Here is a 25,209-nt window from a genome sequence, read left to right as displayed (position 1 = left end):
GTTGCGGCTTACCTGTCTGCGGACTTGCCAGCTCCCATGAGGTTCTCCTGACGTTTCCGGAGTGAGCGGCGGACCCTACAGCATCCGGACGGAAAAGTCGACAGACGGGCCGGGTCAGGCGGCGGCCCTCACCTGCCCGACGAGCCGGACGAACGGCGTTTCCGCCAGCGCGAACAGGGCACCCCCCCCGATCCAGGAGGGAACGGACACCAGCGTGATGGCCACCCACAGCGTGAACCATCCGCCATTGACCACAGCGTCGGTTTCCGTGGCCGGATCGTGCGGGCGTGCTGTTGTCGCTGTTGCCGTCATTCGGATCCGCTTTCGATCCAGCGGTGCACGGAGGCCGCGAGCACCATCAGGGAGACAGGCCCCTGCGAGAGGATCACGTCGTGAAATTCGCGCAGGGAGAAGCGATCCTTCAGCCTCGCCGCCGCCATCTCCCGGAGCCGGACGATCGCGCGTTCTCCCAGCTTGTAGCTGAGCGCCTGCGCGGGCATGCCGATGTACCGATCCACCTCGCTTTCGATGGTGGCGCGGGGAAGGAAGGTGTTGGCGGCCATGTAGGCGATGGCCTCCTCCCGGCTCCACCGCTTCCAGTGCAGGCCGGTGTCAACCACGAGCCGGACGGCGCGCCACAGCTCGAAGGTGAGCAGGCCGAACTGGTCGGCCGGGTCGTCATAGAGGCCGAGGTCGTGCCCCAGCCGCTCGCAGTAGAGGGCCCAGCCTTCGATGTAGCCGTTGTAGTGGGACCAGCCGTAGCGCCGGAAATCCGGCAGGTGGTCGAGTTCGTGGGCGATGGACATCTGCATCAGATGCCCGGGCCAGGCCTCGTGCAGCGCCAGCGGCACCACAAGATGCAGCGGGCATTTCTCCGGCAGGGCCGTCAGCCAGAAGATGCCCGGCATGGACCGGTCCGCCGGCGCCGGCTGCGCCATGGCTGGCGGCAGCGCGTGCGAGGCCTCCACGGATAACGGCTCGACGCCATAGGTGGTGCGCGGGAGCCGTCCGAACAGGCGCGGCAGACGCCCGTCGATGCGCTTGGTGACGGCGCGGACGTATGCCAGCAAGGTATCCGCATCGGCCGCGAGCCTTTTGTCCAGCTCGGCGGCGACGGCGGCGCGCTCCCCTGCCCGCCCCATCTTCTCCAGCACGGCGTCCAGCTCGGCGTTGATGCGCGCCACTTCCTCAAGGCCGATGGCGTGGACGGAATCGGGTCCGATGTCGAGCGAGGTCTGCTCACGCACCTTGTGGCAGTAGAACGCCTCGCCGTTCGGCTGGTCGAGGACGGAGACGCTGTCCGTCAGCAGGGCGGGATCAAGGCCCGCAAACGTCTCCCGAACCGAGCGCAGCGCCGGCAGCATCTGCGTATCGAGGATCTTCAGGATCCGGTCGCGATGGGCGGCGAGCGATCCCTCCGGCGCAGCGGCCACGGCCGCCTCGAGCCGCGCGCCGATGCGGGAGCGCACGCCGCTGTCGGACAGGTGGGCATCGAGCATGGTCAGGATACGCGGCAACAGCACACGGGAGATGCGGAAGCCGCGCGCGAACGCCGCGTCCAGCATGGCGAGGTTGTCGGCGAGATAGGCGGGAAGCGCCACCATGCGCGCGGCAAAGTCCTCAAGGTCTTGGGCGGTCTCGAGCGGGCTCTGCTGTGCCAGCAGGTCGGGCACGTCGAAAAAGCCGAACGGGAAAAGCTGGGGGATGAAGCGGGTGTCCAGCCGGTAGGCCGTGACGATCATCTCCAGCTGGCCGATCAGCAGCCCGAGGGTGGCGCGGTCGTCCATCGACAGGCCATCCGTCTCGATGGCGTATGCCCGTGCCAGCATGGCCTCGCACAGGCGGGCGCGCCGCGCATGGTCTTCCTCCCGGACGCCCTCCAGGCGGCGGTTCTCGGACCGGATGCCGGTGGCCGTCGCCTCGGTGGGAAATTCGCGGAGCCGGAAGGCCCAGTAGTCGTCCGCAAGTGCCTGCAGCAGGGCCCGGGGTGTGCCCGGTTCCCGCGCCGCCCGGTAGATCATGACCGGCTCTGCCAGCAACTGGCCTCTCACATACGCCACCGGCGCTTCGTCCGTCGTCTTGCGGATGGAGATGGCCCGCACCACCGCCATGCCTTCGATCACCCGGCCGAAGGCGGCAAAGCCCAGCCCGTCCTTTGTCCGCCCGCCGCCCGCATCGAGAGCCGGTTGCTGCCCGATGCTGATGAAGAACGTCTGGGGAGAGGCCAGCCCGCCATCCTGGCGCGCAAGCGACAGGGTGCCGTCGAGATGAGCGAGCCCCGTCTCCGCCGTGGATTCGTGCTCGACCATCACCAGCGGCCCGGCGGACGCGGCGGCATAGGCCTGCACCACATCGATGCGGGGAAAGCCGCGGTCGTTGTCATGCCGGACGGTGCGCTGGAAGCTGCCGCCGTTGTAGGCGCCCGCATCCACCTGTTCGAGGAACGCGGCGACGGTCGCCGGGGCACGCTCGGGGTAGAGCTCGACCACAAGATCGCCGGCGTCGGTGATGATCCGCACCCGTGGCGTGTCGCTGGCCATGGCGGGGTGGAACTCTTCTGCGATGATGGCTTTCATTGGACTGGCTGCGGAGCGATTGCATTCGCTTCCGCCCTCCTGCGGACCAGGTCGAGGACCGTTGTGAACGGCTTGCTCTGCGGCGGCGTCGAACCGATCAGGTAGGTGATGAAGTAATCCCAGCGGCGGCGCATGCCGTACCCCGTCCATTCATGGTATGCCCGGGGAATCAGGACGAGGTCGGGATCCTTGTTGGCGTCGATCAGGGCCTGCACGAGCTGGAACAGACCTGCCGGATGGCATCCCTCGTCCATCAGGCCATGCACCAGCATGAGTTTGCCGGTCATGCCCTCGGCGTAGGTCTTGGCGGCCTGAACCGCATAGTGGTCCGCGTCGAACGCACCGTGGTAGCGCTCGCTCCAGGTGTGCCAGAACAAGGCCTGGTCGTAGTTGCCGCCGCCCGCCACGGCCACCTTGAAGAAATCCCCAAAGCGCAAGGCGGCATGGGCCGTCATGTAGCCGCCGCCGGAAAATCCGGTGACCCCGGCGCGGTCGACATCGATCTGCGGCCGCGTTTTCGCCAGCTGGCGAATGGCGGCAACGTGATCCTCGATGTTCGAGGCCGTGTGTGCGGCGCGATAGGAGGCCGTCCGGAAGGCCTGCTCGCGTTCGGCCGTGCCGCGCCCGTCGAGGACCAGGACAAAAGCGCCGAGCGCCGAGAGATGCATCGCCTCAAGGAAGGTCTGGGCGCGCAGCAGGTTGCCGTCGGCGAAACTGCCATGGGGCACATGGCTTATCTGGGGGCCGCCATAGATGAGGTCGATGATGGGATAGCGCCCGTCCGGCTCATAGCCGAGCGGCTTGAACAGCAGGCCGTAGGTGTCGGTCACGCCGTCCGCGGCCTTGCAGCGCACCGGCTCCGGCCACTGCCAGCCTTCTGGCAGATCCGCCGTGGCCTTCTCCAGCAGCGCGATCTCGCACCCCTTGCGATCCCTGAGATAGGTGACCGGCAATCCATCCACGCTGCCGACGGTTTCGACGAAATAGTCGCCGCCGGGGGAAAGCGCGCAGACGCGGCTGGGGTCGAGCCCTTCCATCCGCTTCAGGAACAAGGACATGTCGCCCGCCCGCCACAGGCGGTGGTCGCCCGCCTTGTCGGACAGGATCTTCACCGGGCCGCCATCGAGCGAGGCCAGGCACGGCTTGCACACATACGGGTTCTCGTTCGGCGCGATGCCGGCGGCCAGCAGGAACACCTCACGGCGCCTGGGGTCCACGTGGAAGAGATCCCGCACCTGCCAGTCACCGGCTGTCACGGCGTTCTTCAGGGTGCCGGTGGCGAGATCGTAGAGGTAGAAATGGCCCCGCCCGCTGCGCTCCGAGTACCAGACCAGCTCGTTCGTCTCCGGAAGCGGCCGGATGAGCGCCGGTCCGTAGACGTTCACGGCCACCTCCACATAGGTGGACGACGTCTCCGAGAACACCACCCGCGCTGCCCCGGTCGCAATGTCGAAGGCGACCACATGCGCCGCCTGCTCACCGCGTTCGATGTCCACGAAATAGGCCGTGCGGCTGTCCGCGCCCCACCATGCGAGGCCGGTGCCAAGGGGTGTCATGTTCATGCGCACGGCGGGCAGGCGCGGATAGCGCGCCTCCACTTGCCGCCCGGTGGCCGCTTCGATGGCCACCATGCGGAATTCGGTGACCTTCGGGTCGCCGGGCAGGCTCGTCTTGTTCAGGCGGACGCTCGGGCGCACGCCGGTTGCCGGGGCGAACGCGACGACCGGCAGATCGGGCGCCTGGCGGTCGTCTGTCTGAAGCGTCAGCAGCCAGCGCGAGTCCGGGGACCAGATCACCTCGGGCACGGTGTCGCCGATGCGGCCGCGCAGGTCGCGGAAGCAGTACGGCACGTCCCCATAGGAATAGGTCTCGGTGCCATCCGTTGTGAGGGGGCGCTCCTCCCCCGTCTCCAGGTCGCGCAGCCAGAGATTGTGGTTGCGCAGGATGGCGGCCGATTTTCCGTCCGGCGATGGCACCCAGGTCGGGTCGCTGCGCTTCTGTGCGGGAGAGAGCCGGCCCTCCTCGTACCAATATTCATACGCCGCGCCGAACGCCGAGAAGCGGACGACGCGCCGGTCCGGATCGACCTGCGGGTCGTGCAGGATCAGCACTTCGGGATCGACCGGCGCGCCGAGATGGGCAGCGAGTGCCTCGGCGATGCGCACGCGTTTCACGACGCTGCGGGTCTCGCCCGTGGGGGCATCGACAACGCACAGCTCGGCCCCCTCCTCGCCCTGGCGCTCGTACCAGAAGCGGGTTTCATCGACCCAGAAGGGAATGACGGCACCGTTGGCAGTCTTGTTTACGGCGAGCAGGGCCGCTTGGGCGAAGTCATGGCGCTTCGCCCAATCCAGCGTAGTCATGAATGTCTCTCCCTCGTCAGTAACGGAAGCCGAGCGACAGGCCGATCACGCGCGGCTGGAGCCGGGCCGGATAGAAAAGAGATCCGAACGCCGGATAGAGTTCGCTGTCCTTGTTGAGGATGTTGCGGGCGAAAATCGCCGCATTCCAGCGGTTGCCCTCGAAGCCGAGCCGTGCGTTGAGAACGTGCTGCTTCTCGGACTTGGCCGGCACGATCTGGGCGGTGCGGACGAAGACCTGGAAAGAGTCGCTGTACTGGTAATCGACCCGGAAGTATCCGGGGATGGAGCCCGCCTCGAACCGGTATTCAGCCGACGCCGAGCCGGTGAATTCGGGGACGTAGTCCGCCGGATCGCCCCGGACGTGCTCGTCCGTCGTCGAGCGGTATTCCATGCCGTTCCAGCTGGCCGTGAGCGACAGGACAAGAGCGGGAACCGGCGCGTAGTGCACAGCGCCTTCCACACCCCAGCCCGCCAGCTTGGCGCCGTTCACCGTGAACTGAACCGGGCTGCCGGGCGCAAACACCAGCGACTGCACGTCCTTCCACTCGTTGCGGTATACCGCGACCTCGGCGGAGAAGGCGCGATCGATCGACTGGTACTTGCCACCGACTTCGTAACTCCACAGCGTCTCCGGCTTGAATGACGGCGGCACCTCGACAATCCCGAGCCCGGCCGAGGTCCGGTTGAAGCCGCCGCTCCGGAAGCCCTTCGCCACGTTGGTGTAGATGTTGACCTGGTCCGTCGGCTGCCAGGACAGGTTGAAGCGCGGGCTGAACGAGTGGAACGTGTCGCGGTCGCGATCACGGGAGACTGACCCCAACAGGGCGCTCTGGATGTTCTGGACACGCCGGTCCTCGAAGTAGCGGCCACCGACAGTTGCGGTCAGCTCCGGCGTGACCTTGTAGTAGGCCTCACCGAAGATCGCCCAGGATCTGGAGTTTTCCGGATAGGTTCCCCGAGCGGAATAGAGATCGAAGGACGGAGGCAGAATATCGGGCGTGACAATGGCGTCGGTGACGACGCTCGTGTCCGAGTCCCGGAAGAATCCGCCGATGGTCCAGCCAAACAGGTCTGACGTGCCCGTCAGGCGCACTTCCTGCATGAAAATCTCGTTCTCGAAGGCGTTGGTGAGGCCAACGCTTTCGAACGTACCCGGCGGAAAGCCCATGCCGAACGGCGCCGGCGTTTCGAAAACCGGCAGGAACACATTGGACATGTCGCTCACCTGCCTGTCCTTGCGCTTGATGTGGCCGGTCGAACTCAGCAGCGTGATCTCGCCGAAGTCGTACGTCGCAAGCGCATTCAGGAGCGTTACCCTGGATCGGTTCGGGGTCGGCAGCCGGTCGCCGACGTTGCCGTCGTCGTCCGCGAGGTTCATCGCGCCGAGCTTCAGCTCCTGATGCTGGGCCATCAGCGTCACGTCAAAGGCGTCCGACAGGTTGAACCGTACCTTGCCGCGCAGCGTCAGCGCATGACCGTCGTTGACGTTCTTGTCACCCAGCACCGGGTTATCGACCCAGCCGCCGAAGTTCTGATATGCGCCTGCAAGCCGCACGCCCACCTTGTCGGTAACGAGCGGGACGTTGGCCGCGCCTTCCAGTTTCCAGTCCGTGGCGCCGCCGTCGACGAACCCGACTTCGCCGTTCGCCGAACCGCCGATGGCATTGAGGTCCACAGGATTGGTGATGTAGCGGACCGTGCCGCCCATGGCGCCCTGTCCATAAAGGGTGCCGCCCGGACCCCGCAGCACTTCGATGCGTTGCATGTCGAGAAGCCGGACATCCTGACCCAACTGGTTCATCTCGGTGTTGAGCGCCAGTTCGTCGAGATAGATGCCGACCGTGGGCAGGCCACCAAAGACCGAGATGCCGCGAAGCTGGATCCGCTGCTGGCCGGGCGAGAACTGGGTGATCGACATGCCGGGAACCGAATATTGCAGGTCCTCGATCGCCGTCGCGCCACGACTGGCCAGCTCTTCTTCCCCGATGGCCGTGACCGCGATGGGCACGTCGATGAGCTTCTGCTCCCGCTTCTGGGCCGTCACGACGATTTCACTGATGGAGATGTCACCGGTTGCGTCGTCGGTCGCGGCAGCGTGAGCGCCAGGTGCGCCGGGCAATGTCATTGCGCAGGTGCATAGCAGTTGAAATGTTCTTGCGCGCATAACTCCCTCCCTGAGTCCATAAAAAGAGCTTGCGCTCGCTTTTTATTTTTTGCAATACAGAATCCAATACAGAATCATTGTATGGACTCATGCGACGGGCATGGATGAAACGGGGGAAACATGCCAAAGCGGGACGCAGCCTATATGCGTGCACAGCGGGAGATGATCGCCCGTGCTGCGCTTCAGGTCCTTCTCGAAAAGGGAGTCTATGACACGTCCCTGCGGGACATCTGCAAAGCCGCAGGTGTGTCCATGGGGGCGATCTACACCCACTTCGCGACGAAGGAGGAGATTGTCGTCGCGGCCTGTGAGCTGGACCACCGCGAGCACAAGTCGGCGCCGCTCCCCGAAACCTGGGATGACTACATCGCCTCCCTTGTCGGCCTGATCCCTTATGAATGGTCCGAGCGCGAGCAGAAGCGGTTCCGGTTGTCCCTCCAGTTCGCGGCCGAGGTCTCGGTCATGGAGCGCAATCCCGAGGGCTTGTCGACCGTCTATCTTCTCTACCGGGAACGCCTTGCTTCCTGCCTCCGGCACCTGGCGGAGAAAGGGTTCATCACCCTGCCCTTTGGGCTGGAAAACACGACCGAAATGCACATGCAGATCATCGCAGGCGCCGGCTACCAGGTGGCGTGCGACCGGGATCTCCCGCGCGAAAAGGTGGTCAACGCCCTGACAACCGCACTGGGCGTCACCGCCGGCCTCGTGGCGCAACCCGCAAAGCCGGATAACGAGGCCTCCGAACCAGCGTTGCCGTGATTTGCCTGCCACTGCCCGCGCCATGGCCTTCGCCGGTGCAGGGCCTTTCCCGGCCGGTCCTGCATCGCGGCGGCGTCCTCCGGCCTGAAACCGTTTCCTCTCCTTCAGGCACGGAGGCGCCTGCCGCCGCGCGGGGCCGGCAGGTTGCGGTCCGACCCGGCGCGGGCCAGGCCGGGAAGGTCGAACAGCCACCGGCCGCCGCATTTCAGGGCCGCAGCGTAGAGCCCCAGTGACGCCATGACGGCAATGGCGGACAGGACCAGAGGGAACAGCAGCCCGGCCAGCATGCTCCCCAACACCACCTCCGGCAGCAGGCTGTCAGCGACGGGCGGCAGTGCGGCGACCAGCGGAAAGTGCAGCAGGTAGATCGGCAGGGTGCGGCTCGACAGGCTGTTGCCCAGCGTCCGGGCGAACGCGAGGCCCCGGGCGACAAGCACCGTGGCGGTGATGCCCGGCATGACAGCGGCACTGTCCAGCACCGGATTGGTGGGGAGCCCGATGGCGTCGGACGCGGCGAACAGGCCCGCCGCCGCTGCGGCCAGACCGCAAAGCCGCGGCCAGCTGGCCCGGGCCGCCCAGTCGAGGATCGGCTGGCGGAAGCGCGCACCGACGGCAAAGAAGACCAGGCAGCGCATCATCGAGAACAGGAAGTCGTTGATCCGGCCCTCAAGACCGGCGGCAAGAACCGCAATCCCCAGCGCCAGGGCAGCGACGAGCCTGGCGTCCAGCCTGTCCGTTGCCCGGCAGAACAGGTAGAACAGGCCGAGCGCATACAGATACCAGGCCACGGTGCTCCCGCAGAGGATGAGCACGAGCTTGAACGCGAGGCCGCCGTCAAGTGGGCCGAGCCGGGGAAAGGCCGGGATGAGCAGCATCAGGATGGCCGCCCACAGGGCATAGAGGTAGAACGGGCGATAGACCCGCTTGAGGCGCACCCTCTCCCACGGCTGGCCGAGCGACGGGGCCGCCAGCAGGCCGGACATCAGGAAGAAGAACGGCATGCGCAGCGGCCGGAGGAGATCGCCCGCCGCTTCCCACACCGGGCCGATCTGGTCCGCATGGTGCCAGTCGATCAGATAGGCCGAATGGCGCGCATGGTAGACGACGACCAGCAGGATCGAGATCGCCTTGCCGAGATTCAGCCATTCGATGCGGTTTGCGTCAGCCATGAGGCCCCCGTCAGCATAGGGACTGGAATCTAATCCCTTTTGATTAAGAAGGGTTTGACGCCCGGACGCCTGAAAAAAAAACAGGCACCGGGCACTAAAAAAACAGGCGCCGGATGCCTGAAAAAAACGGGATCCAGACGAGTCCGGACATTGAAAAACAGGCAGTTGGGAAATTATTTTTCAAGGTGTCCTTGCTAAATCCGAAAATGTCCTTATATAGGATCTATCGATCTTGATTATTCAGGCAGTGGTCCGGCGCAAAGCCGCCCGACAATCTTCCCTTCAAAATCGACTGCACAGTTTGCTGGGTATTTTTCCCGGCAGGCATTTTTCTCTGAACGATTTGAAAGGAAAATCGTCATGACCATTGGTACCGTCAAGTTTTTCAACTCCACCAAGGGTTTCGGCTTCATTCAGCCGGAAAACGGCGCGCAGGATGTGTTTGTTCACATCACCGCAGTGGAACGTTCCGGCCTGCACACCCTCACCGAGGGCCAGAAGGTCAGCTTCGAGATCGTGCGGGACAATCGCTCGGGCCGAAGCGCCGCCGAGAACCTGGTGGCCGCGTAAGCCATCCTTCCCGATCCGCGACCACGGATGTACTGGCGCGGATTGACGGAAAAACGGGAAGGCCGGGTCATTGCCCGGCCTTTTTGTTTCTGCCCTTTGACGACACGAAAGGAGCCGATCCCATGACCGCTCTCACCAAGGACACCCTGTTCCGCCCGACCCCCTCGCGCAGCGAGACCCGGGCAGAGATTACGGACCGGACGGCCCGCGAAATCATCCAGTCGGAAACGGAGCGCAGCCGCGCCAAGACCGAACGGCTGCGCGCAGCCCGGCTGGAACAGGAAGCCCGCGCACTGGCGGCGGCTGCGGCCGAACCCGCCCCCAAATCCCGCGCCCGCAAGCCCGCCCGGAGCCGCTGACGCGTTCAGGCCGCCGAGGCTTCCCCAAGGCTCCCCCAAGGCGCCCCCAAGGCGCCGCCATCACACGGCGGTCTTCCCGGCCGGTCCTTACCGATCCGTGGCCCGTTCTGTGGCCCCTTTCGACGCGCTGCCCAGGAACAGGCGGGCAAGATCCGCCTTGCTGGTCACCAGATCCGCCAGCGTATAGCGGTCCAGCACCGCCATGAACGCGCCCAGCGCCTCGTGCAGCACGCCGGTGAACCCGCAGGCCGGCGCAATCACGCACGTGCCGCAGTCCACCAGATCGAACCCCTCTTCCGTCTGGCGCACCACCGCGCCCACGTTGATCTCCTCCGCCGGACGCGCCAGCCGGATGCCGCCGAAACGCCCGCGCACGCTGGTCACGTACCCGGCCTTGCCGAGGTCATGCACCACCTTCATCAGGTGGTTCTGCGAGACACCGTAAGCCTTTGCGATTTCAGGGACCGAGCACAGCGCATCCGGCCGCCCGCCGAGGTAGAGCAGCACCCGCATGGCATAGTCGGTGTAGCGCGTGAACCGCATGGCCCCTCCTGAGACGCTGGCCCTGACAGGCTGGCGATACCAGCCGTGACATAATGTACGCATATAGGATTTTGCGTTGCCTGATACCACCGGCCTTAATACATGTATGAAAAATACATGATTGAGGCGAGCCCACGGCCGGACAGCGCTGCGGCGCTGACGGCCCCGGGGACATACGGCCCCGCCCTCGCCTCCGCGTTCGAGCGGCGTGCCCTGAGGGGGCCAAAAACTGGAGATGGAAATGGCGACGAAAACGCTCTCCCCGAACACGATTGCGCTGGTGAAGGCCACCGTGCCGGCGTTGCAGACGCACGGGGCCGAAATCGTGCGGACCATGTACGCCCGCATGTTCCGCAACCCGGCCATCCGGGATCTGTTCAACCAGTCCCATCACAGCGGCGACGCGCCCCAGCAGCGGGCGCTGGCCATGGCGATTCTGGCCTACGGCGCCAACATCGACAATCTGGGCGCGCTGACGGCGGCGGTGGAGCGCATCGCCCAGAAGCATGTGGGCTTGCAGATCCTGCCCGAGCACTATCCTTACGTGGCCGAGGCCCTGCTCGGCGCGATCAAGGAGGTGCTGGGCGACGCGGCGACCGACGAGATCCTCGCCGCCTGGGGCGAGGCCTACTGGTTCCTCGCCGACATCCTCATCACCCGCGAGGCCGCGCTCTACCGGCAGAATGCGGAAGCCGAGGGCGGCTGGACCGGCTGGCGGCCGTTCGTGGTCGAGGACGTGCGCCCCGAGAGCGCGGTCATCACCTCCTTCCTGCTTCGCCCTCAGGATGGCGGCAAGGTCGTGCCGCACAAGCCGGGCCAGTACCTCACCTTCTGGCTCGATATCCCGGGCCAGCCCGCCACCAAGCGCAATTACAGCATCTCTTGCGCCCCCAATGACGCGACCTACCGGATCTCGGTGAAGCGCGAGCCCCACGGCCTTGCCTCCCGCTGGATGCACGATCAGGTGAAGCCCGGCACGGTGCTCAAGGTCTCCCCGCCCGCGGGCGACTTCTGGCTCGAGGGCACGCCCTCCCGCCCGGTGGTGCTGCTGTCGGGCGGCGTTGGCCTGACGCCGATGGTCTCCATGCTGGAGGCCGCGGCCGCCGGCGGGTGGGAGACGGACGTCCACTTCGTCCACGGCACGCTGGACGGCAGCACCCACGCCTTTGGCGCGCATGCTCGCGCCGTGGCGTCGCGTCTCCCGCGCGGCCGGGTCAGCGTCTTCTATGAGGCGCCCCGGGCGGAGGATGACGGCCATGACGCAACCGGCCGCATCACCGGGGCCTGGCTCGCCGAAAACACGCCGTTTGCGGAGGCAGACTATTACCTCTGCGGTCCCAAGCCATTCATGCGGGCCATGATAGAGGCGCTTGGACGGCTGGGCGTGGGCGCGGATCGCATCCACTACGAGTTCTTCGGCCCGGCCGACGAACTGCTGGCAGCCTGAGGCGTCCACAGTCCGGAGTCGTCTTGCTGACAGCTCCCTCATCCCCGATCCTGAGGGCGGCCCCCGGCCGCCCTTCTTTTTGCGCCCGCGCCAGCCCGGCTGCGGCGGTTGCGGCGTGCGGCGGAACCGGCCTGCCTGCCCTGCGCTCCTTGGCGTGATGCTTCCACCACAAGCGGGGGTGCGCCATGAACGACCACGAACGTCAGGTCATCGACAGCCTGTTTGCCCGGTTGCGTCAGGTGGAGGGGCAGTCGCCGCCCCGGGACCGGGAGGCCGAGCAGCTGATCGCGGACCGGCTCCGCGCCCGGCCCGCCGCCGCCTACTATCTCGCCCAGACTGTCATTGCCCAGGAACAGGCGCTGGAGGTGGCGCAGTCGCGCATGATCGAGCTGGAGCGGGAGCTGTACAGCCGGGGCGGCGGAGGGTTTCTCTCCGGCCTGTCCGGCGGGCGGGAGCACCGTCACCGCTCCTCCCCGCACCAGACCTACCGGGCCGGGGCCTGGGTCTCCCCCGGCGGGGTCCGCCGCTATGGCTACGGCACCGGCGTGCGCACCCATCCGCCGGGCGGCAGCTTTCTGGCGGGCGCGGCGCAGACGGCCATGGGCGTGGCCGGCGGCATGATGGTTGCGGGCTTCATTGCCGATGCCTTCATGGGCTCAAGCATCAATGGCAATGACGCCATGACGGAGACGGGCGCGGCGGCGGGCTCCGGCCCTGCCCCGAGCGCCGGCGCTGACCCCAAGGCCAGCGCGGATCCCTGCGTGGGCGACAGCGACTTCGGCGGCGAGGAATTCCCCGGCGGCGGTTTCGATTTCGACGAGTTCTGAGCCCGGCTCAGCGGTAGAGCAGCACCGGGATCAGGCAGGTGCGGATCATCTGGGTCGTCGTGCTGCCGACGATCAGCTGGCGGATGCGGGAGTGGCCGTAGGCCCCCATGACGAGGAGGTTGATCTCCCGGGTGCGCACATAATCGCACAGGACGGTCTCCGCCTCGCCCGGCAGGCGCTCCAGCGTATAGGGACGGCCCGTTGCATTGAGGCGCTCCCGCGCCCACTCCAGATGCCCCTCGGCGGCGGGGCTCGGGCCCGCCACCATCACCACGTGCCAGTCGAGCCCGGCCAGCAGCGGATTGTTGCACAGCGCCTCGACAGCGCGGCGTGTGCTGGCGGCGCCGTCGTAGGCGACCAGCACCCGCTCGATCGGCCGGAACGCGCGCGAGGTGACGAGCACGGGCCGGTGCATCGCCCGCACGATGCGCTCCACGCTGCTTCCGAGATGCATCTTGTCGAAGTCCGCCGCCTCGCCCCGCTTGCCGATGACGATCAGATCGGCCTGCTCCTCCAGCGCCGCGACCGCCTCGACGAGGCTGCCGTGGCGGCAGCGGGTGGTGACCTGCGCAATGCCCTGCCCCTTCAGGCGGGCCTCGGCCTCCTGCAACACCACCGTTCCCCGCTGCACCAGCATCTGGTTGCGCTGTTCGTCCAGCACCGCCAGTTCCTGGAGCAGCCGGTCCTGACCGCCCATCCCCATGCCGCTGGAGAAGTCGGCGTAGGCGATGTTCTCGAACTGCCGCTGGACCACCTGGACAAGCTCGACCGGAAGCTGGAGCCGGGCCGCTGCCCAGGCGGCGTGGTCGCACACGCTTGGGCCGTAAACTGACCCGTCAATGCACGCGATGATCTTTTGCATAGTGTCAGTCCCCGCACGGCAAAAGGGTCCAGCCCGTCCGGCCGGAGGCCATTATAGGCCCCGGCCGGTCATATATCCAACGTTACGGTTGGCGCATGACTGGGGGGTATCCCCTTGTCCCCCGTCAGAAGGCGTGCTTGGCCACCAGATGCAGGCGGTTGAGCGAGCCCTTGTCCCCGTTCAGCAATTTGAGCTGCGCGTAACGGTATTCGATGCCCAGATCGAGCAGCCGGATCGGGGAATAGAACAGGTTGACCGCGATGCTGTGCGCCTGTTCGTTGGCCGTGCCCGGTGCGATTCCGGACGGGTAGTTCACGTCCTGGAACGAGCCCATGAGGTTCGAGCGCAGCTTGTCCGTGAAGCTCACATGGAAGGCAAGGAAGCCGGCCAGCACCTTCACCTTCTCGAGGTCGGTGGTGCCATCCGGGCCGATCACGGTGATCACATCGGGCGCGAAGTTGAAGCCCACATAGCGGCTGATGCCGTCGCCGTAGGTCAGCATGAAGCGCACGTCGAAGGCGTCGTTCCGGCCGAAGGGAATGCGGCCCGCGCCCGAGATACCCCAGCTGAACGCCCGCGCCTTGTCATCGGGAGTGTTGACGGACAGCTGGCGCACCAGCCCGGCGAGGGTGAACTGGCCGAACGAGGGCGCGTAGGTGAACTTGACCGTTGCGTCCGGCAGGTGGTCGTCGTCGTTTTCCACCAGCGCGGAGGAGAACGGCGTCACGCTCGAGGTCTCCGGGTTCTCGAGGGCCACGGAGACCGAGAGCACGTCGGAGAGCTTGTGGCTATAGCGCACCTGCATCTGCCGGATGAAGACCGTGCCTTCGGTCACGCCCACGAAGTCGGCCGCCTCGGGGAGCACGGTGGCGTTCTGGAAGTTGCTCCAGTCCTGGCCCATGGTCCACGCGCCGTAGCCGATGAAGGCGCGGCGCAGCGCGAGGTTGTAGCCGTTGGTGGTGCGCTCCGACCCCTGGGTGCCGGGCGAGGTCTGGAAGTCCGATTCGATGTGGGCGGTCAGGGTCTTGTCGCCGACCGGGGTTTCGGTGCTGAGGATGATGCGGGTCTGCTTGGTGTGGGCGTCGAAGTCCGCCCCCTCGCCCTTCGCTCCGTTGGTCGGGATGTAGTGCGGCAGGTAGAAGTCCCGCCCGAGCGAATTGGTCGCCGTATCGCCGTTGCTGTAGCTGGAGATCAGGGTGTCGGCCTTGATGAAGCCGCTGATGCGGAAGGTGGTGTCCCCGATGCGGAAACCGGCCCCGGGCGGCTGGGCCTGGGCGGACTGCCGGGCGCCGACGGATTCGGTTGCCGGTACGGGCGGCACGGCCGGCTCGGCGGGGGCTACGGCCACCGCCGTGCTGGCGGACGCGGCCGGGGGCTGAGCCTGGGCCGCAGCCGACGCCTCGCGCCGGGTGGCGTCCAGCTCCTGCCGCACCTCCCGCAGCGCGTCCTCCAGCTGACGCACCCTCTCCTCAAGCATCTGGGTTCGGTCCGTCGTCTGCTGCGCCCGGGCAGGCAGCCCCGAGAACGCCACACAGGCGGCGCTGGCCAGTAGTACAGTTTGATGACGGATCCTGTTCGTCATATCGGGCCCTTCCTGACGGCAGGGCCGATCTGAGGCGCGGCCCCGCATGGGTGTTACGCTGCGGGATTGAACGGCAGCGGCCGCCCTTGGGTTCACTACCAAGCGAGGTGGGCCCCCCCTTTTTTTCCGTGACGTCGTTGCGGCCAAGGCACGGACAGGAGCCCTTGCCGCCTGCGATCGGGTCGGGAATGGTGGTGCGGGGCAGCCGCGCAACCGGGAGCAGGACGATGAAACAGGCGAGCGAGGGTATCGGGACGAATACCGGCCTGATCGAAACCGGGGTTATCGAAACCGCCGTGATCGAAACCGCCGTGATCGAAACCGAACGCCTGCGCCTGCGCCCGCACCGGGCGGCGGACTGGGTGGCGTCCATGGCGCTCTGGGGGGATGAGTCGGTCACCCGCTACATCGGCGGCCGCCCGCAGACGCCGGAGGAATGCTGGCAGCGGCTGCTGCGCTATGCGGGCCACTGGACCCTGCTGGGCTTCGGCTACTGGGCGGTGGAGGAAAAGGAGACCGGGTGCTTCCTGGGAGACGTCGGGCTGTCAGACTTCCGCCGCACCCTCCCCGCCGATCTCGGCTTCTCCACCGCGCCGGAGGTGGGCTGGGTATTGACGCCCGCCTGTCACGGGCGGGGCTATGCCACGGAAGCGGTGCGGGCGGCCCTCGCCTGGGGCGAGCGCCATCTGGGCGCGCAGCGGTTCGTCTGCATGATCCACCCGGACAACCACGCCTCGGCGCGGGTGGCGGAGAAAACCGGCTTCACCCCTTACGCGCGCGCCGAATACCACGGCGCGCCGGCGGTGCTGTACGAACGGCTGTCGCGATGACCTGACGGGAAGGCTCCCCAAGGAGGTCGCGGAACCCCGTGGGAAACCCTCGTTCGTTGATTGGCCCCACGCCCTTCACAACCCTCAGGAGCGTTCGCGGAACGCGCTGAAGGTGATGTCCTTGTTTTCCTCGGCGGCGCGGTCGAGCCGCCACTGGCTGCGGGCCATGAACACGGGGTGGCCGTCGCGGTCTTCCGCCATGTCGGACCGGTTGGCTTCCATGAAGCGTTTCAGCGCCTGCGGGTCGTCGCTCGTCACCCAGCGGGCGACCTCGTAGGGGCTTTCCTCGAAGCCGATCTCCACCTTGTATTCGGCGAGCGCGCGGGAGGCGAGCACCTCCAGCTGGAGCGCGCCGACGACGCCCACGATCCAGTTGGAGCCGATGGCCGGGCGGAACACCTGGATGACGCCCTCCTCCGAGAGATCCTGGAGCGCCTGGCGCATGGACTTGATCTTGAGCGGATCGCCCAGGCGCACGCGGCGCAGGATGTCCGGCGCGAAGTTGGGAATGCCGGTGAAGCGCAGCGTCTCGCCTTCGGTGAGCGTGTCGCCCACCCGCAGCGTGCCGTGGTTGGGGATGCCGATGATGTCGCCCGGCATGGCCTCTTCCACCAGTTCGCGGTCCTGCGCGAAGAAGAAGATGGGGTTGTTGACCGCCAGCTGCTTGCCGGTGCCGATCTGCTTCAGCTTCATGCCGCGCCGGAACCGGCCCGAGCACAGGCGGAAGAAGGCGACGCGGTCGCGGTGGTTCGGGTCCATGTTGGCCTGAACCTTGAAGACAAAGCCGGTCACCTTGGGTTCGCTCGCCTCGACCGTGCGGGTGTCGGCGGGCTGGCTGCGCGGCGGCGGCGCCAGCGCGCCGATGGCGTCCAGCAGCTGCTCCACCGAGAAGTCCTTCAGCGCCGAGCCGAAGAACACCGGCGTCAGATCGCCGTTGAGGTAGGCCGCGCGGTCCGGCTCCGGGTAGGCGGACATGGCCAGTTCGGCGGTCTCGCGGAACTCGGCGAGCACGTCGGCGGGCACCATCCGGTCCAGCGCCGCGTCCTCGATGCCGGACATGGGCAGGTACTGGTCATAGGCCCCGCCTCGGCCGTGGCTGGAGGTGAGGAATTCGTTCTTCCGGAAGTCGTAGACGCCGTGGAAGGTGGAGCCCGCACCGACAGGCCAGTTCATGGGCGTCACGTCCAGCGCCAGGGTGTTCTCGATCTCGTCCAGCAGCTCGAACGGGCTCTTGGACTCGCGGTCGATCTTGTTGACGAAGGTGATGATCGGGATGTTGCGGATGCGGCAGACCTCCAGCAGCTTGCGGGTCTGGCTCTCGATGCCCTTGGCCGCGTCGATCACCATCACGGCGCTGTCGACCGCCGTCAGCGTGCGGTAGGTGTCCTCCGAGAAGTCCTCGTGGCCCGGCGTGTCGAGCAGGTTGAAGGTGATCCCGCCGCGCTCGAAGGTCATCACCGAGGAGGTGACGGAGATGCCGCGGTTCTTCTCGATCTCCATCCAGTCCGAGCGGGCGCGGCGGCGCTCGCCGCGCGCCTTCACCTGACCGGCAAGCCGGATCGCGCCACCGAACAGCAGCAGCTTTTCGGTGAGGGTGGTCTTGCCGGCGTCCGGGTGCGCGATGATCGCGAAGGTGCGCCGGTTGCTGATGTTCTGCGGGCGCTGGGACGCGCGGGTCGCTGCATCGGCTTCGGCGGTCAGGGGCGCCGTCTGATCGTCGTCGAAACTGGTCACGGAAGTTGCTACTCGTTCGAGGTTGTCCGGGTTTGGATTTAAATTGCGCGCATTCAAAGCACGCGGTCCGGCCCATGGCCAGCCTGAAATTTGCAAGACTGTGCGAGTCGGGGCGAATCCAGGCCGAATGACCGCCCGTTGCCTTTCAGGGAGATAGGACGGGCGCCGTCAGTTGCGACGGGCCTCCAGCGCGGCCTGGCGCTGCTCGGCCATCTCATCAAGCGAGGGAATGAAGATCTCGGCCGCGGCGAGCAGGGCCACCATGGCCAGAATGGCGGCGAAGAAGGCCTTCAGCAGCACGCTCATGACCGGTTGTCCTTTTCGTTGCCCACAGGGTCTTCGTTGCTCGCGGAGCCGCCCTCGCCTGCCGCCGGTGCCCCGGGCGGCGGAGGGGGTGACGCGGGTGCGGTGGTGTAGAGATAGACGTTGCCCAGAATGACCAGCCCCGCCACCACCATCAGGATGCCGCGCAGCCGCTCCCGCCCCTGATGCCGCATGGCGTGGCGGATGCCGAAGCCGATGAGGACGAAGGACAGGATGACCGCCACCGACAGGGCAATGGACCAGAAGCTGCTCATGCAATTCCCTTGTTCACGCACGCGACACGGCTCTGACGCGCCGGACGGCAAGCGCCCGGATCACGCCGCCCCCGTGCAGCCCGGCGTGCTGCCCAGCGCCTGGGCGACGGCGGCGCGCCAGCCCGCCAACCTAGCGGCGCGCGCAGCTTCTTCAAGTCCCGGCGCGAAGCAGCGGTCCCGGTGCCACAGCCGCCCCGCCTCCTCCACGCCGCCGAGGAGCCCGCAGCCGACGCCCGCCAGAATGGCCGCGCCCAGCGCCGTCGTCTCGGTGACGACCGGGCGCTCCACCGTCACGCCCAGCATGTCCGCCAGATCCTGCGCCATCCAGTCGTTGACCGCCATGCCGCCGTCGATCCGCACCACCTGCGGCTCCACCCCGTCCTGACGGAAGGCGGTCATCAGGTCATGGGTCTGGTAGCTCATGGCCTCCAGGCAGGCGCGGACGATGTGGGCGCGGGTCGCCCCGAAGGTGAGGCCCGTCAGCAGCGCCCGCGCGTCCGGCCGCCAGTGGGGCGCACCGAGCCCGACGAACGCAGGCACCAGATAGACGCCCTCGGTCGAGCTGACGGAGCGGGCCAGCCGCTCGGTCTCCCCCGCCTCCAGCACCAGCCCCACCTGGTCGCGCAGCCATTTGACCGCGCTGCCCGCCACGAAGATGCTGCCCTCCAGCGCATAGGCGGGCTTGCCGCCGATGCGCCAGGCAAGGGTCGCCAAGAGGCGGTTGCGGGAGAGGCGCGGCGTCTCGCCCACATGGGCGAGCACGAAGCCGCCGGTGCCGTAGGTGGCCTTCACCGCGCCCGGCGCGACGCAGGCCTGGCCGATGGCGGCGGCCTGCTGGTCCCCCGCCACGCCGCAGACAGGGATAGCCCGGCCGAACAGCGCCGCCCGGGTGACGCCGAGCGCCCCCGCGCTGTCCGTGATCTCCGGCAGAATGCTGCGCGGCACGCCGAACAGGTCGCACAGATCATCCCGCCACTGGCAGGTGTTCAGGTCCATCAGCAGGGTGCGCGCGGCATTGGTGGCATCGGTGATGTGGAGGCCGCCGGTCAGGCGGTAGATCAGGTAGCTGTCGACCGTCCCTGCCGCCAGCCGCCCTGCCCCCAGCAGGTCCCGCAATGCGGGGCGGTGCCTCAGCGCCCAGCCCATCTTGGTGGCGGAGAAGTAGGGATCGATCGGCAGGCCCGTCGCCGACGCCACACTCGGGCCGTGGCCCTCCCGCTCAAGGGCCGCGCAGTCGTCCGCCGTGCGCCGGTCCTGCCACACGATGGCCGGGCCCACCGGCGCGCCGGTCGCCCGGTCCCAGAACACGATGGTCTCGCGCTGGTTGGTGAGGCCAATGGCGGCGATGCGCTCCGCCCCGCCCGCCGTGCGGATGGCCTCCGTCGCGGCGGCCAGGGTTTCCCGCCAGATCTCCTCCGGGTCGTGCTCCACCCGGCCCGGCTGCGGGTAGAACTGGGTCAGCGGGCGCGCGGCGCTGGCCACCGGCTTGCCGGTCGGGTCGAACACCATGGCGCGGGTGGACGTCGTGCCCTCGTCGAGGGCGAGCAGCAGATCAGTCATGACGGCAATGTAGCGGCACCGGCGCACGGAGCAACACGGCGCGTGCGGCCCCCCGCCCTGAAGTCTGGATTACGCGATATTAACCACTTCCCGGGCAGGATGTACGGGCACGGCAAGCTGCACGCAGAAGGCAGCCGCCTGCACCTATGCAAGCGGTGTCGATCGGAGTGCCTGTTGCGTTGCGCTGGCGTTCGCGTGACAAAGAAAGCGCCCGGAAGGTTGGTTTTCCGGGCGCTTTGTATTTTGCCTGCAAGCGGGAGGCTGCGTCCTACTCGGGCTTGACCACCCGGATCGACAGCTCGCGCAGCTGCTTCGGCGACACCTCCGAGGGCGCGTTCATCATCAGGTCTTCCGCCTTCTGGTTCATCGGGAAGACGATGACCTCGCGGATGTTCGGCTCGTCCGCCAGCAGCATGACGATGCGGTCAACGCCCGGCGCCGAGCCGCCGTGGGGCGGCGCGCCCAGCTTGAAGGCGTTGATCATGCCGCCGAACTTGGAGTCCACGTCCTCCTTCGAGTACCCGGCGATCTCGAACGCCTTGTACATGATCTCCGGCTTGTGGTTCCGGATCGCGCCCGAGGACAGCTCGATGCCGTTGCAGACGATGTCGTACTGGTAGGCCAAGATCTCCAGAGGGTCCTTGGTCTCCAGCGCCTCCATCTCGCCCTGCGGCATGGAGAACGGGTTGTGCGAGAAGATGATCTTCTTCTCCTGCTCGTCGTACTCGAACATGGGGAAGTCGATGATCCAGCAGAACTCGAACCGGTTCGGGTCGATCAGGCCCAGCTCGTTGCCGATGCGGGTGCGGGCAAGGCCCGCCAGCTTGGCAGCACCGGCTTCCTTGTCGCAGGCGAAGAACACGCCGTCATTGGGGCCGAGGCCCAGCTGGGCCACCAGCTGCGCAACCCGCTCCTCGCCGATGTTCTTGGCGATGGGGCCGCCGGCGACGCCGTCCTTGAAGTTGATGTAGCCAAGGCCCGCATAGCCTTCCTGACGGGCCCAGTCGTTGGTGCCGTCGAAGAAGGAGCGCGGACGCAGGCCCGCCTCCGGTGCCGGGATGGCGCGCACCACCGCGCCGGTCTCGATCGAGCGGGCGAAGATGCCGAAGCCCGAGCCCCGGAAGATTTCGGTCACGTCATGAATGACGATGGGGTTGCGCAGGTCCGGCTTGTCGGTGCCGTACTTCAGCATCGATTCCTTGTAGGGAATGCGCTTGAACGGATACGGGCTGACCGTGCGGCCGTTGGCGAACTCCTCGAACACGCCGTAGAGCACCGGCTCGATGGCCGCGAACACGTCTTCCTGTGTGACGAAGCTCATCTCGAAGTCGAGCTGGTAGAACTCGCCCGGGCTGCGGTCGGCGCGGGCGTCCTCGTCGCGGAAGCAGGGCGCGATCTGGAAGTAGCGGTCGAAGCCCGCCACCATCAGCAGCTGCTTGAACATCTGCGGCGCCTGCGGCAGCGCGTAGAACTTGCCCGGGTGCAGACGGCTCGGCACCAGGAAGTCGCGCGCGCCCTCGGGGCTGGAGGCCGTGAGGATCGGCGTCTGGAACTCCTGGAAGCCCTGCTCGATCATGCGGCGGCGCAACGACGCGATGACGTTGGAGCGCAGCACGATGTTCTTGTGCAGCCGCTCGCGGCGCAGGTCGAGGAAGCGGTAGCGCAGACGGATGTCTTCCGGGTACTCCGCATCACCGAACACCGGCATCGGCAGCTCGGCGGCGGCCGAGAGCACGTCGACCACCTCGGCCTTCACCTCGATGCGGCCGGTGGGCAGGTTGTCGTTGATGGTCTCGGGCGTGCGGGCCACCACCTTGCCATCCACGCGAATCACCGATTCGGAGCGGACGTGCTCGGCGTTCTTGAACGCGGCCGAGTCGACATCAACGACGATCTGCGTCAGGCCATAATGGTCGCGCAGGTCGATGAACAGCAGGTTGCCGTGATCGCGCTTGCGGTGGACCCAGCCCGACAGGCGGACGGTTTCGCCGACATTGGCTTCGCGGAGTTCTCCGCAGGTATGGGTGCGATAGGCGTGCATGGCAAAAACTCGGTTGTAACCGGAAAAAAATTCGGATCGCGGACACACACAGCTTCACGCCCCGTTTGTCAAGGCGCTGCAAGCTGCTACAGCGGTGTCCATGAGCGAATATGTACTGATCACGACCACGGACGACCTGTCGGCACTGTGCGCCCGGCTGGCTCGCCAACCTTTCGTCGCGCTGGACACCGAGTTCATGCGCGAGAACAGCTACTATCCCGATCTCTGCCTCATCCAGGTGGCGAGTCCCGAGGAGGCCGCCATCATCGACCCCAAGGCCCCGCGCCTGTCGCTGGAGCCGCTGTTCGCCCTCCTCGCCAACGAGGCGGTGCTGAAGGTGGTCCACGCCGGCGGGCAGGATCTGGAGATCTTCTACGGCCTCACCGGCCGGGTCCCCTCCCCGCTGTTCGACACCCAGATCGCGGGCATGGCGCTGGGTTTCGGCGAGCAGGTGGGCTACCAGCAGCTGGTCGAGCAGACGCTCGGCGTCCACATCAACAAGGGCGCGCGCTTCACCGACTGGAGCCGCCGCCCCCTCGAACAGCGCCAGCTCGACTACGCCATCGGCGACGTGACCTATCTGATCGAGGCCTTCCCCAGGCTGCTTGAGCGGCTGAAGGAAACCGGCCGCGGCGAATGGCTGGACGAGGAAATGGCCCGGCTCATGGACCCGGCCAGCTACACCTGCGATCCCGAGCAGATGTGGCGGCGCATGAAGCTGCCCAACCGCAATGCGGACGTGCTGGGCCGCCTCAAGGCGCTGGCCGCCTGGCGCGAACGCGAGGCCCAGGGCAAGAACCTGCCGCGCAACCGCCTGGTGAAGGACGAAACCCTCATCGATCTCGCCCTGCACCCGCCGCGCGATCAGGCCTCGCTCGCCCGCGTGCGCGGCCTGCCCGCAAGCTGGGGCAGCAACGATATCGGTGCGCGCCTGCTGGCGGTGCTGGAGAACGCCCCGCCCATGCCGAAGGAGGAAATCCCCGCCCGCGAGCGCATGACCGCACTGGGCCGCCAGGCGTCGCTCATCGCCGACCTGCTCAAGCTGCTGCTCAAGATCCGCTGCGAGGAATGGGGCATCGCCCCCAAGCTGGTCTGCCGGTCCGACGAGCTGGAAGCCCTCGCCTCCGGCCAGCGGGACGGCCTCGCCATCCTCTCCGGCTGGCGATACAACCACTTCGGCAAGGATGCGCTCGCCATGGTCGAGGGGCGGCTCGCCTTCTCCGTGCGCGACGGCAAGCTCAACCTGCACGAGGTTGAACCGGCGTAACCGGCTGGTTTTTCAGGAAGTCTGATCCTGCGGGGTCCCGGACCCCCGCGCGCCCTTTCGTTGACCGGGCCGCGCCCTTCCCTGAAGGGCGAGCCCCTCCCGCCATCAAACCACCCTGGACAAGCAAAGACCCCGGCCGGTTGCCCGGCCGGGGTCTTTTGACTTTCCTCTCCCGAGGGCGCGGCTTACGCGGCGCGGACCTGGGTGAGGAAGCGGTTCACCTGCACCCGCAGCTCCTCCGCCTGCTGGCTGAGGGCGTCGGCCGCATTGAGCACTTCCTGGGCGTTGTGGCCGGTCTGCTCGATGCCGCCGCTGATGCCGCCGATGTTGCGGGAGACTTCCTGCGTGCCGTGCGCCACCTGCTGCACGTTGCGGGCAATCTCCTGCGTCGAGGCGCTCTGCTGCTCCACCGCCACCGAGATGCCGACGGAGATCTCGTTGATCTCGCCGATGGTGCCGGCGATCGAGCGGATGGCCGCCACCGACTCCTCGGTCGCCGACTGGATCAGCGCGATCTGGGCCGCGATGTCGTTGGTGGCCTGGGTGGTCTGGTTGGCCAGCGACTTCACCTCGCTCGCCACGACCGCGAAGCCCCGGCCCGCATCGCCCGCGCGGGCCGCCTCGATGGTGGCGTTGAGCGCCAGCAGGTTGGTCTGCTCGGCGATCTGGTTGATGAGGTCCACCACCTGGCCGATCTGGCGGGCGCCGTCCACCAGGCCCTGCACCTTGGCGTCGGTGTCGCGGGCTTCCTGCACGGCCTTGTCCGCCACGGCCTTGGCCTGCATGGTCTGGCGCCGGATCTCGTCAACCGAGCTGGCCAGCTCCTCGCCGGCGGCGGCGACCATCTGCACGTTGGCGGCAGCCTGCTCGGCGGCGGTCGCGACGGTTCCGGCCTGACGGGTGTTGTCCTGCGCCGTGCGGGTCATGTCCTCGGAGCTGACGCGCACCTTCTCCGCCGCTTCGCTGAAGGAGGCGATGATGGCGTTGATCGTGCTTTCGAACTCGGCGATCGCCGCTTCCATGGCGCTGGCCCGGGCGGCCTTGGCAGCCGCTTCGGCGGCCTCGCGCTTGCGCTCTTCCTCGAGACGGGCCGCTTCCTCGGCGCGGTGACGCTCCTCGGCCTCGCGCTGGCGCTTCTCCGCTTCCTCCTGCTCGGCGCGCAGCTTCTCGGCGGCGCGGGAGTTCTCGCGCAGCACCAGGAGCGCGCGGGCCACATCGCCCAGCTCGTCGCCCCGGTTGGTGAGCGGCACTTCCGTGTCGAGACGGCCATCGGCCAGCTCGCTGGTGGCCTTGGTCAGTTCGCCCAGCGGCTTGATGACGCCGCCACGGGTGAGGACGAAGCCGGCGGCCAGCGACAGCAGGGTGCTGATGCCGAGAACGACGACGATGACCTCGCGGGTGCTCGCATCCCGCTGGGCGAGGACCGCGCGCTCGTCGCTCAGCGCCTTGTCGTGGGCCGCGATGAAGGCGTTCATGTCCTTCGTCAGGCTCTCCATCTCCGGCTGGAACTCTTCATACATGATCGCCAGAGCGGTCGCGTTGTCGTGCTTCAGCGCCGAAACCGAGACGGCCTCCAGAATGTCGAACGCGGTCACGTAGCGCTGGCGGAAGTCCTTGAGCGCCTCGATCGACTCCTTCTGGTCGCTGAGGTTCAGCGCCTGATCGACGTTCTTGAGGAACCGGGCGCGGACTTCCTTCAGCTCGTCGGTGCGCTTCTGGATGTTCTCAGCATTGTCGTCAGCGATCAGGTTGAAGGCGAGACTCGACGTGTCCGCCCGCTGCGAATCGGCCAGTGCGGCAGAGGTCAGCATCCGCGACTGGCGCTCGAGCATCCGGGAGTAGGTGTCGGACACCTCACCCATGTTGATGATCGAGAACACCGTCACCGCAACAGCGACGATGCCGCTGAGAGCCAGCGGCGCCAGCATCTTGTAGAGGATTTTTATCCTGTTGAGGTAATTGAACAACATCGTCTGCT

At 67.0% G+C, this 25,209-nt stretch carries 21 protein-coding genes; 7 read left to right on the top strand and 14 right to left on the bottom strand.

Features of this window, described 5'->3' with window-relative positions; all coding sequences use genetic code 11:
- Positions 1–114: 114 nt before the first annotated feature.
- The 4 genes from ACSJJU_RS08360 to ACSJJU_RS08345 are packed head-to-tail and all read right to left on the bottom strand — an operon-like array spanning position 115 to position 7,064.
- On the bottom strand, positions 115–312 hold the full coding sequence (locus ACSJJU_RS08360) for a hypothetical protein (RefSeq protein ID WP_435914895.1): 198 nt from the start codon (positions 310–312) through the stop codon (positions 115–117).
- The gene (locus ACSJJU_RS08355; RefSeq protein WP_435914894.1) at positions 309–2,576 is read right to left on the bottom strand and encodes a DUF885 family protein; all 2,268 of its coding nucleotides are present in this window, start codon (positions 2,574–2,576) and stop codon (positions 309–311) included. The genes ACSJJU_RS08360 and ACSJJU_RS08355 overlap by 4 nt, the downstream gene beginning before the upstream one ends.
- Positions 2,573–4,939, bottom strand: coding sequence for a DPP IV N-terminal domain-containing protein (locus ACSJJU_RS08350; protein WP_435914893.1), 2,367 nt, complete (start codon positions 4,937–4,939; stop codon positions 2,573–2,575). The genes ACSJJU_RS08355 and ACSJJU_RS08350 overlap by 4 nt, the downstream gene beginning before the upstream one ends.
- A gap of 16 nt (positions 4,940–4,955) precedes the next feature.
- A complete protein-coding gene (locus ACSJJU_RS08345; protein WP_435914892.1) occupies positions 4,956–7,064 on the bottom strand; it encodes a TonB-dependent receptor in 2,109 nt (702 codons plus the stop codon).
- 183 nt (positions 7,065–7,247) lie between these two features.
- Between ACSJJU_RS08345 and ACSJJU_RS08340 the strand changes: the two genes are divergently transcribed.
- Positions 7,248–7,862, top strand: coding sequence for a TetR/AcrR family transcriptional regulator (locus ACSJJU_RS08340; RefSeq protein WP_435914891.1), 615 nt, complete (start codon positions 7,248–7,250; stop codon positions 7,860–7,862).
- A gap of 104 nt (positions 7,863–7,966) precedes the next feature.
- Here the strand turns inward: ACSJJU_RS08340 and ACSJJU_RS08335 are convergent, their stop codons facing one another.
- Positions 7,967–9,031: an acyltransferase family protein gene (locus ACSJJU_RS08335; RefSeq protein WP_435914890.1), complete on the bottom strand. Its 1,065-nt coding sequence runs from the start codon at positions 9,029–9,031 to the stop codon at positions 7,967–7,969.
- A gap of 360 nt (positions 9,032–9,391) precedes the next feature.
- On the opposite strand from ACSJJU_RS08335, the gene ACSJJU_RS08330 reads away from it, so the two are divergent.
- The gene (locus ACSJJU_RS08330; RefSeq protein ID WP_435914889.1) at positions 9,392–9,601 is read left to right on the top strand and encodes a cold-shock protein; all 210 of its coding nucleotides are present in this window, start codon (positions 9,392–9,394) and stop codon (positions 9,599–9,601) included.
- A 122-nt stretch (positions 9,602–9,723) separates the two neighbouring features.
- Positions 9,724–9,960: a hypothetical protein gene (locus ACSJJU_RS08325; RefSeq protein WP_435914888.1), complete on the top strand. Its 237-nt coding sequence runs from the start codon at positions 9,724–9,726 to the stop codon at positions 9,958–9,960.
- Between the two features lie 87 nt (positions 9,961–10,047).
- On the opposite strand, the gene ACSJJU_RS08320 is transcribed toward ACSJJU_RS08325, so the two are convergent.
- Positions 10,048–10,503, bottom strand: coding sequence for an Rrf2 family transcriptional regulator (locus ACSJJU_RS08320; RefSeq protein WP_435914887.1), 456 nt, complete (start codon positions 10,501–10,503; stop codon positions 10,048–10,050).
- Between the two features lie 241 nt (positions 10,504–10,744).
- Between ACSJJU_RS08320 and hmpA the strand changes: the two genes are divergently transcribed.
- Together hmpA and ACSJJU_RS08310 are read left to right on the top strand one after the other, a co-directional pair.
- A complete protein-coding gene (gene hmpA, locus ACSJJU_RS08315; protein ID WP_435914886.1) occupies positions 10,745–11,950 on the top strand; it encodes an NO-inducible flavohemoprotein in 1,206 nt (401 codons plus the stop codon).
- A gap of 185 nt (positions 11,951–12,135) precedes the next feature.
- A complete protein-coding gene (locus ACSJJU_RS08310) occupies positions 12,136–12,777 on the top strand; it encodes a DUF2076 domain-containing protein (protein WP_435914885.1) in 642 nt (213 codons plus the stop codon).
- Between the two features lie 7 nt (positions 12,778–12,784).
- On the opposite strand, the gene ACSJJU_RS08305 is transcribed toward ACSJJU_RS08310, so the two are convergent.
- Positions 12,785–13,639: a universal stress protein gene (locus ACSJJU_RS08305; RefSeq protein WP_435914884.1), complete on the bottom strand. Its 855-nt coding sequence runs from the start codon at positions 13,637–13,639 to the stop codon at positions 12,785–12,787.
- A gap of 124 nt (positions 13,640–13,763) precedes the next feature.
- Positions 13,764–15,221 (bottom strand): DcaP family trimeric outer membrane transporter, encoded by a 1,458-nt coding sequence (locus ACSJJU_RS08300; protein ID WP_435914883.1) that lies wholly within the window; start codon positions 15,219–15,221, stop codon positions 13,764–13,766.
- A 227-nt stretch (positions 15,222–15,448) separates the two neighbouring features.
- Here ACSJJU_RS08300 and ACSJJU_RS08295 point away from each other — a divergent pair, with 227 nt between their 5' ends.
- The gene (locus ACSJJU_RS08295) at positions 15,449–16,051 is read left to right on the top strand and encodes a GNAT family N-acetyltransferase (protein WP_435914882.1); all 603 of its coding nucleotides are present in this window, start codon (positions 15,449–15,451) and stop codon (positions 16,049–16,051) included.
- A gap of 84 nt (positions 16,052–16,135) precedes the next feature.
- On the opposite strand, the gene ACSJJU_RS08290 is transcribed toward ACSJJU_RS08295, so the two are convergent.
- The 5 genes from ACSJJU_RS08290 to aspS form a co-directional block, all read right to left on the bottom strand.
- Positions 16,136–17,701 (bottom strand): peptide chain release factor 3, encoded by a 1,566-nt coding sequence (locus ACSJJU_RS08290; protein WP_435915080.1) that lies wholly within the window; start codon positions 17,699–17,701, stop codon positions 16,136–16,138.
- Positions 17,702–17,953: 252 nt separating this feature from the next.
- Positions 17,954–18,091, bottom strand: coding sequence for a hypothetical protein (locus ACSJJU_RS08285; protein ID WP_435914881.1), 138 nt, complete (start codon positions 18,089–18,091; stop codon positions 17,954–17,956).
- On the bottom strand, positions 18,088–18,363 hold the full coding sequence (locus ACSJJU_RS08280) for a hypothetical protein (RefSeq protein WP_435914880.1): 276 nt from the start codon (positions 18,361–18,363) through the stop codon (positions 18,088–18,090). Before ACSJJU_RS08280 ends, ACSJJU_RS08285 begins: the two co-directional genes overlap by 4 nt.
- 60 nt (positions 18,364–18,423) lie before the next feature.
- Positions 18,424–19,923 (bottom strand): glycerol kinase GlpK, encoded by a 1,500-nt coding sequence (gene glpK / locus ACSJJU_RS08275; protein WP_435914879.1) that lies wholly within the window; start codon positions 19,921–19,923, stop codon positions 18,424–18,426.
- A gap of 268 nt (positions 19,924–20,191) precedes the next feature.
- Positions 20,192–21,964 carry an aspartate--tRNA ligase gene (aspS, locus tag ACSJJU_RS08270; RefSeq protein ID WP_435914878.1) on the bottom strand — a complete coding sequence of 591 codons (1,773 nt, stop codon included), beginning with the start codon at positions 21,962–21,964 and terminating at the stop codon, positions 20,192–20,194.
- Positions 21,965–22,064: 100 nt separating this feature from the next.
- Here aspS and rnd point away from each other — a divergent pair, with 100 nt between their 5' ends.
- Positions 22,065–23,231 (top strand): ribonuclease D, encoded by a 1,167-nt coding sequence (gene rnd / locus ACSJJU_RS08265; protein ID WP_435914877.1) that lies wholly within the window; start codon positions 22,065–22,067, stop codon positions 23,229–23,231.
- Positions 23,232–23,416: 185 nt separating this feature from the next.
- Here the strand turns inward: rnd and ACSJJU_RS08260 are convergent, their stop codons facing one another.
- Positions 23,417–25,201: a methyl-accepting chemotaxis protein gene (locus ACSJJU_RS08260; protein ID WP_435914876.1), complete on the bottom strand. Its 1,785-nt coding sequence runs from the start codon at positions 25,199–25,201 to the stop codon at positions 23,417–23,419.
- Between the last annotated feature and the right edge of the window lie 8 nt (positions 25,202–25,209).

It is taken from the genome of Pedomonas sp. V897 (assembly GCF_051304405.1).
Taxonomy (GTDB): Bacteria; Pseudomonadota; Alphaproteobacteria; order Sphingomonadales; family Sphingomonadaceae; genus Pedomonas.
The sequence above is the reverse complement of the archived record's forward strand: the minus strand, read 5'-3'. Positions and strand labels throughout refer to the sequence as shown.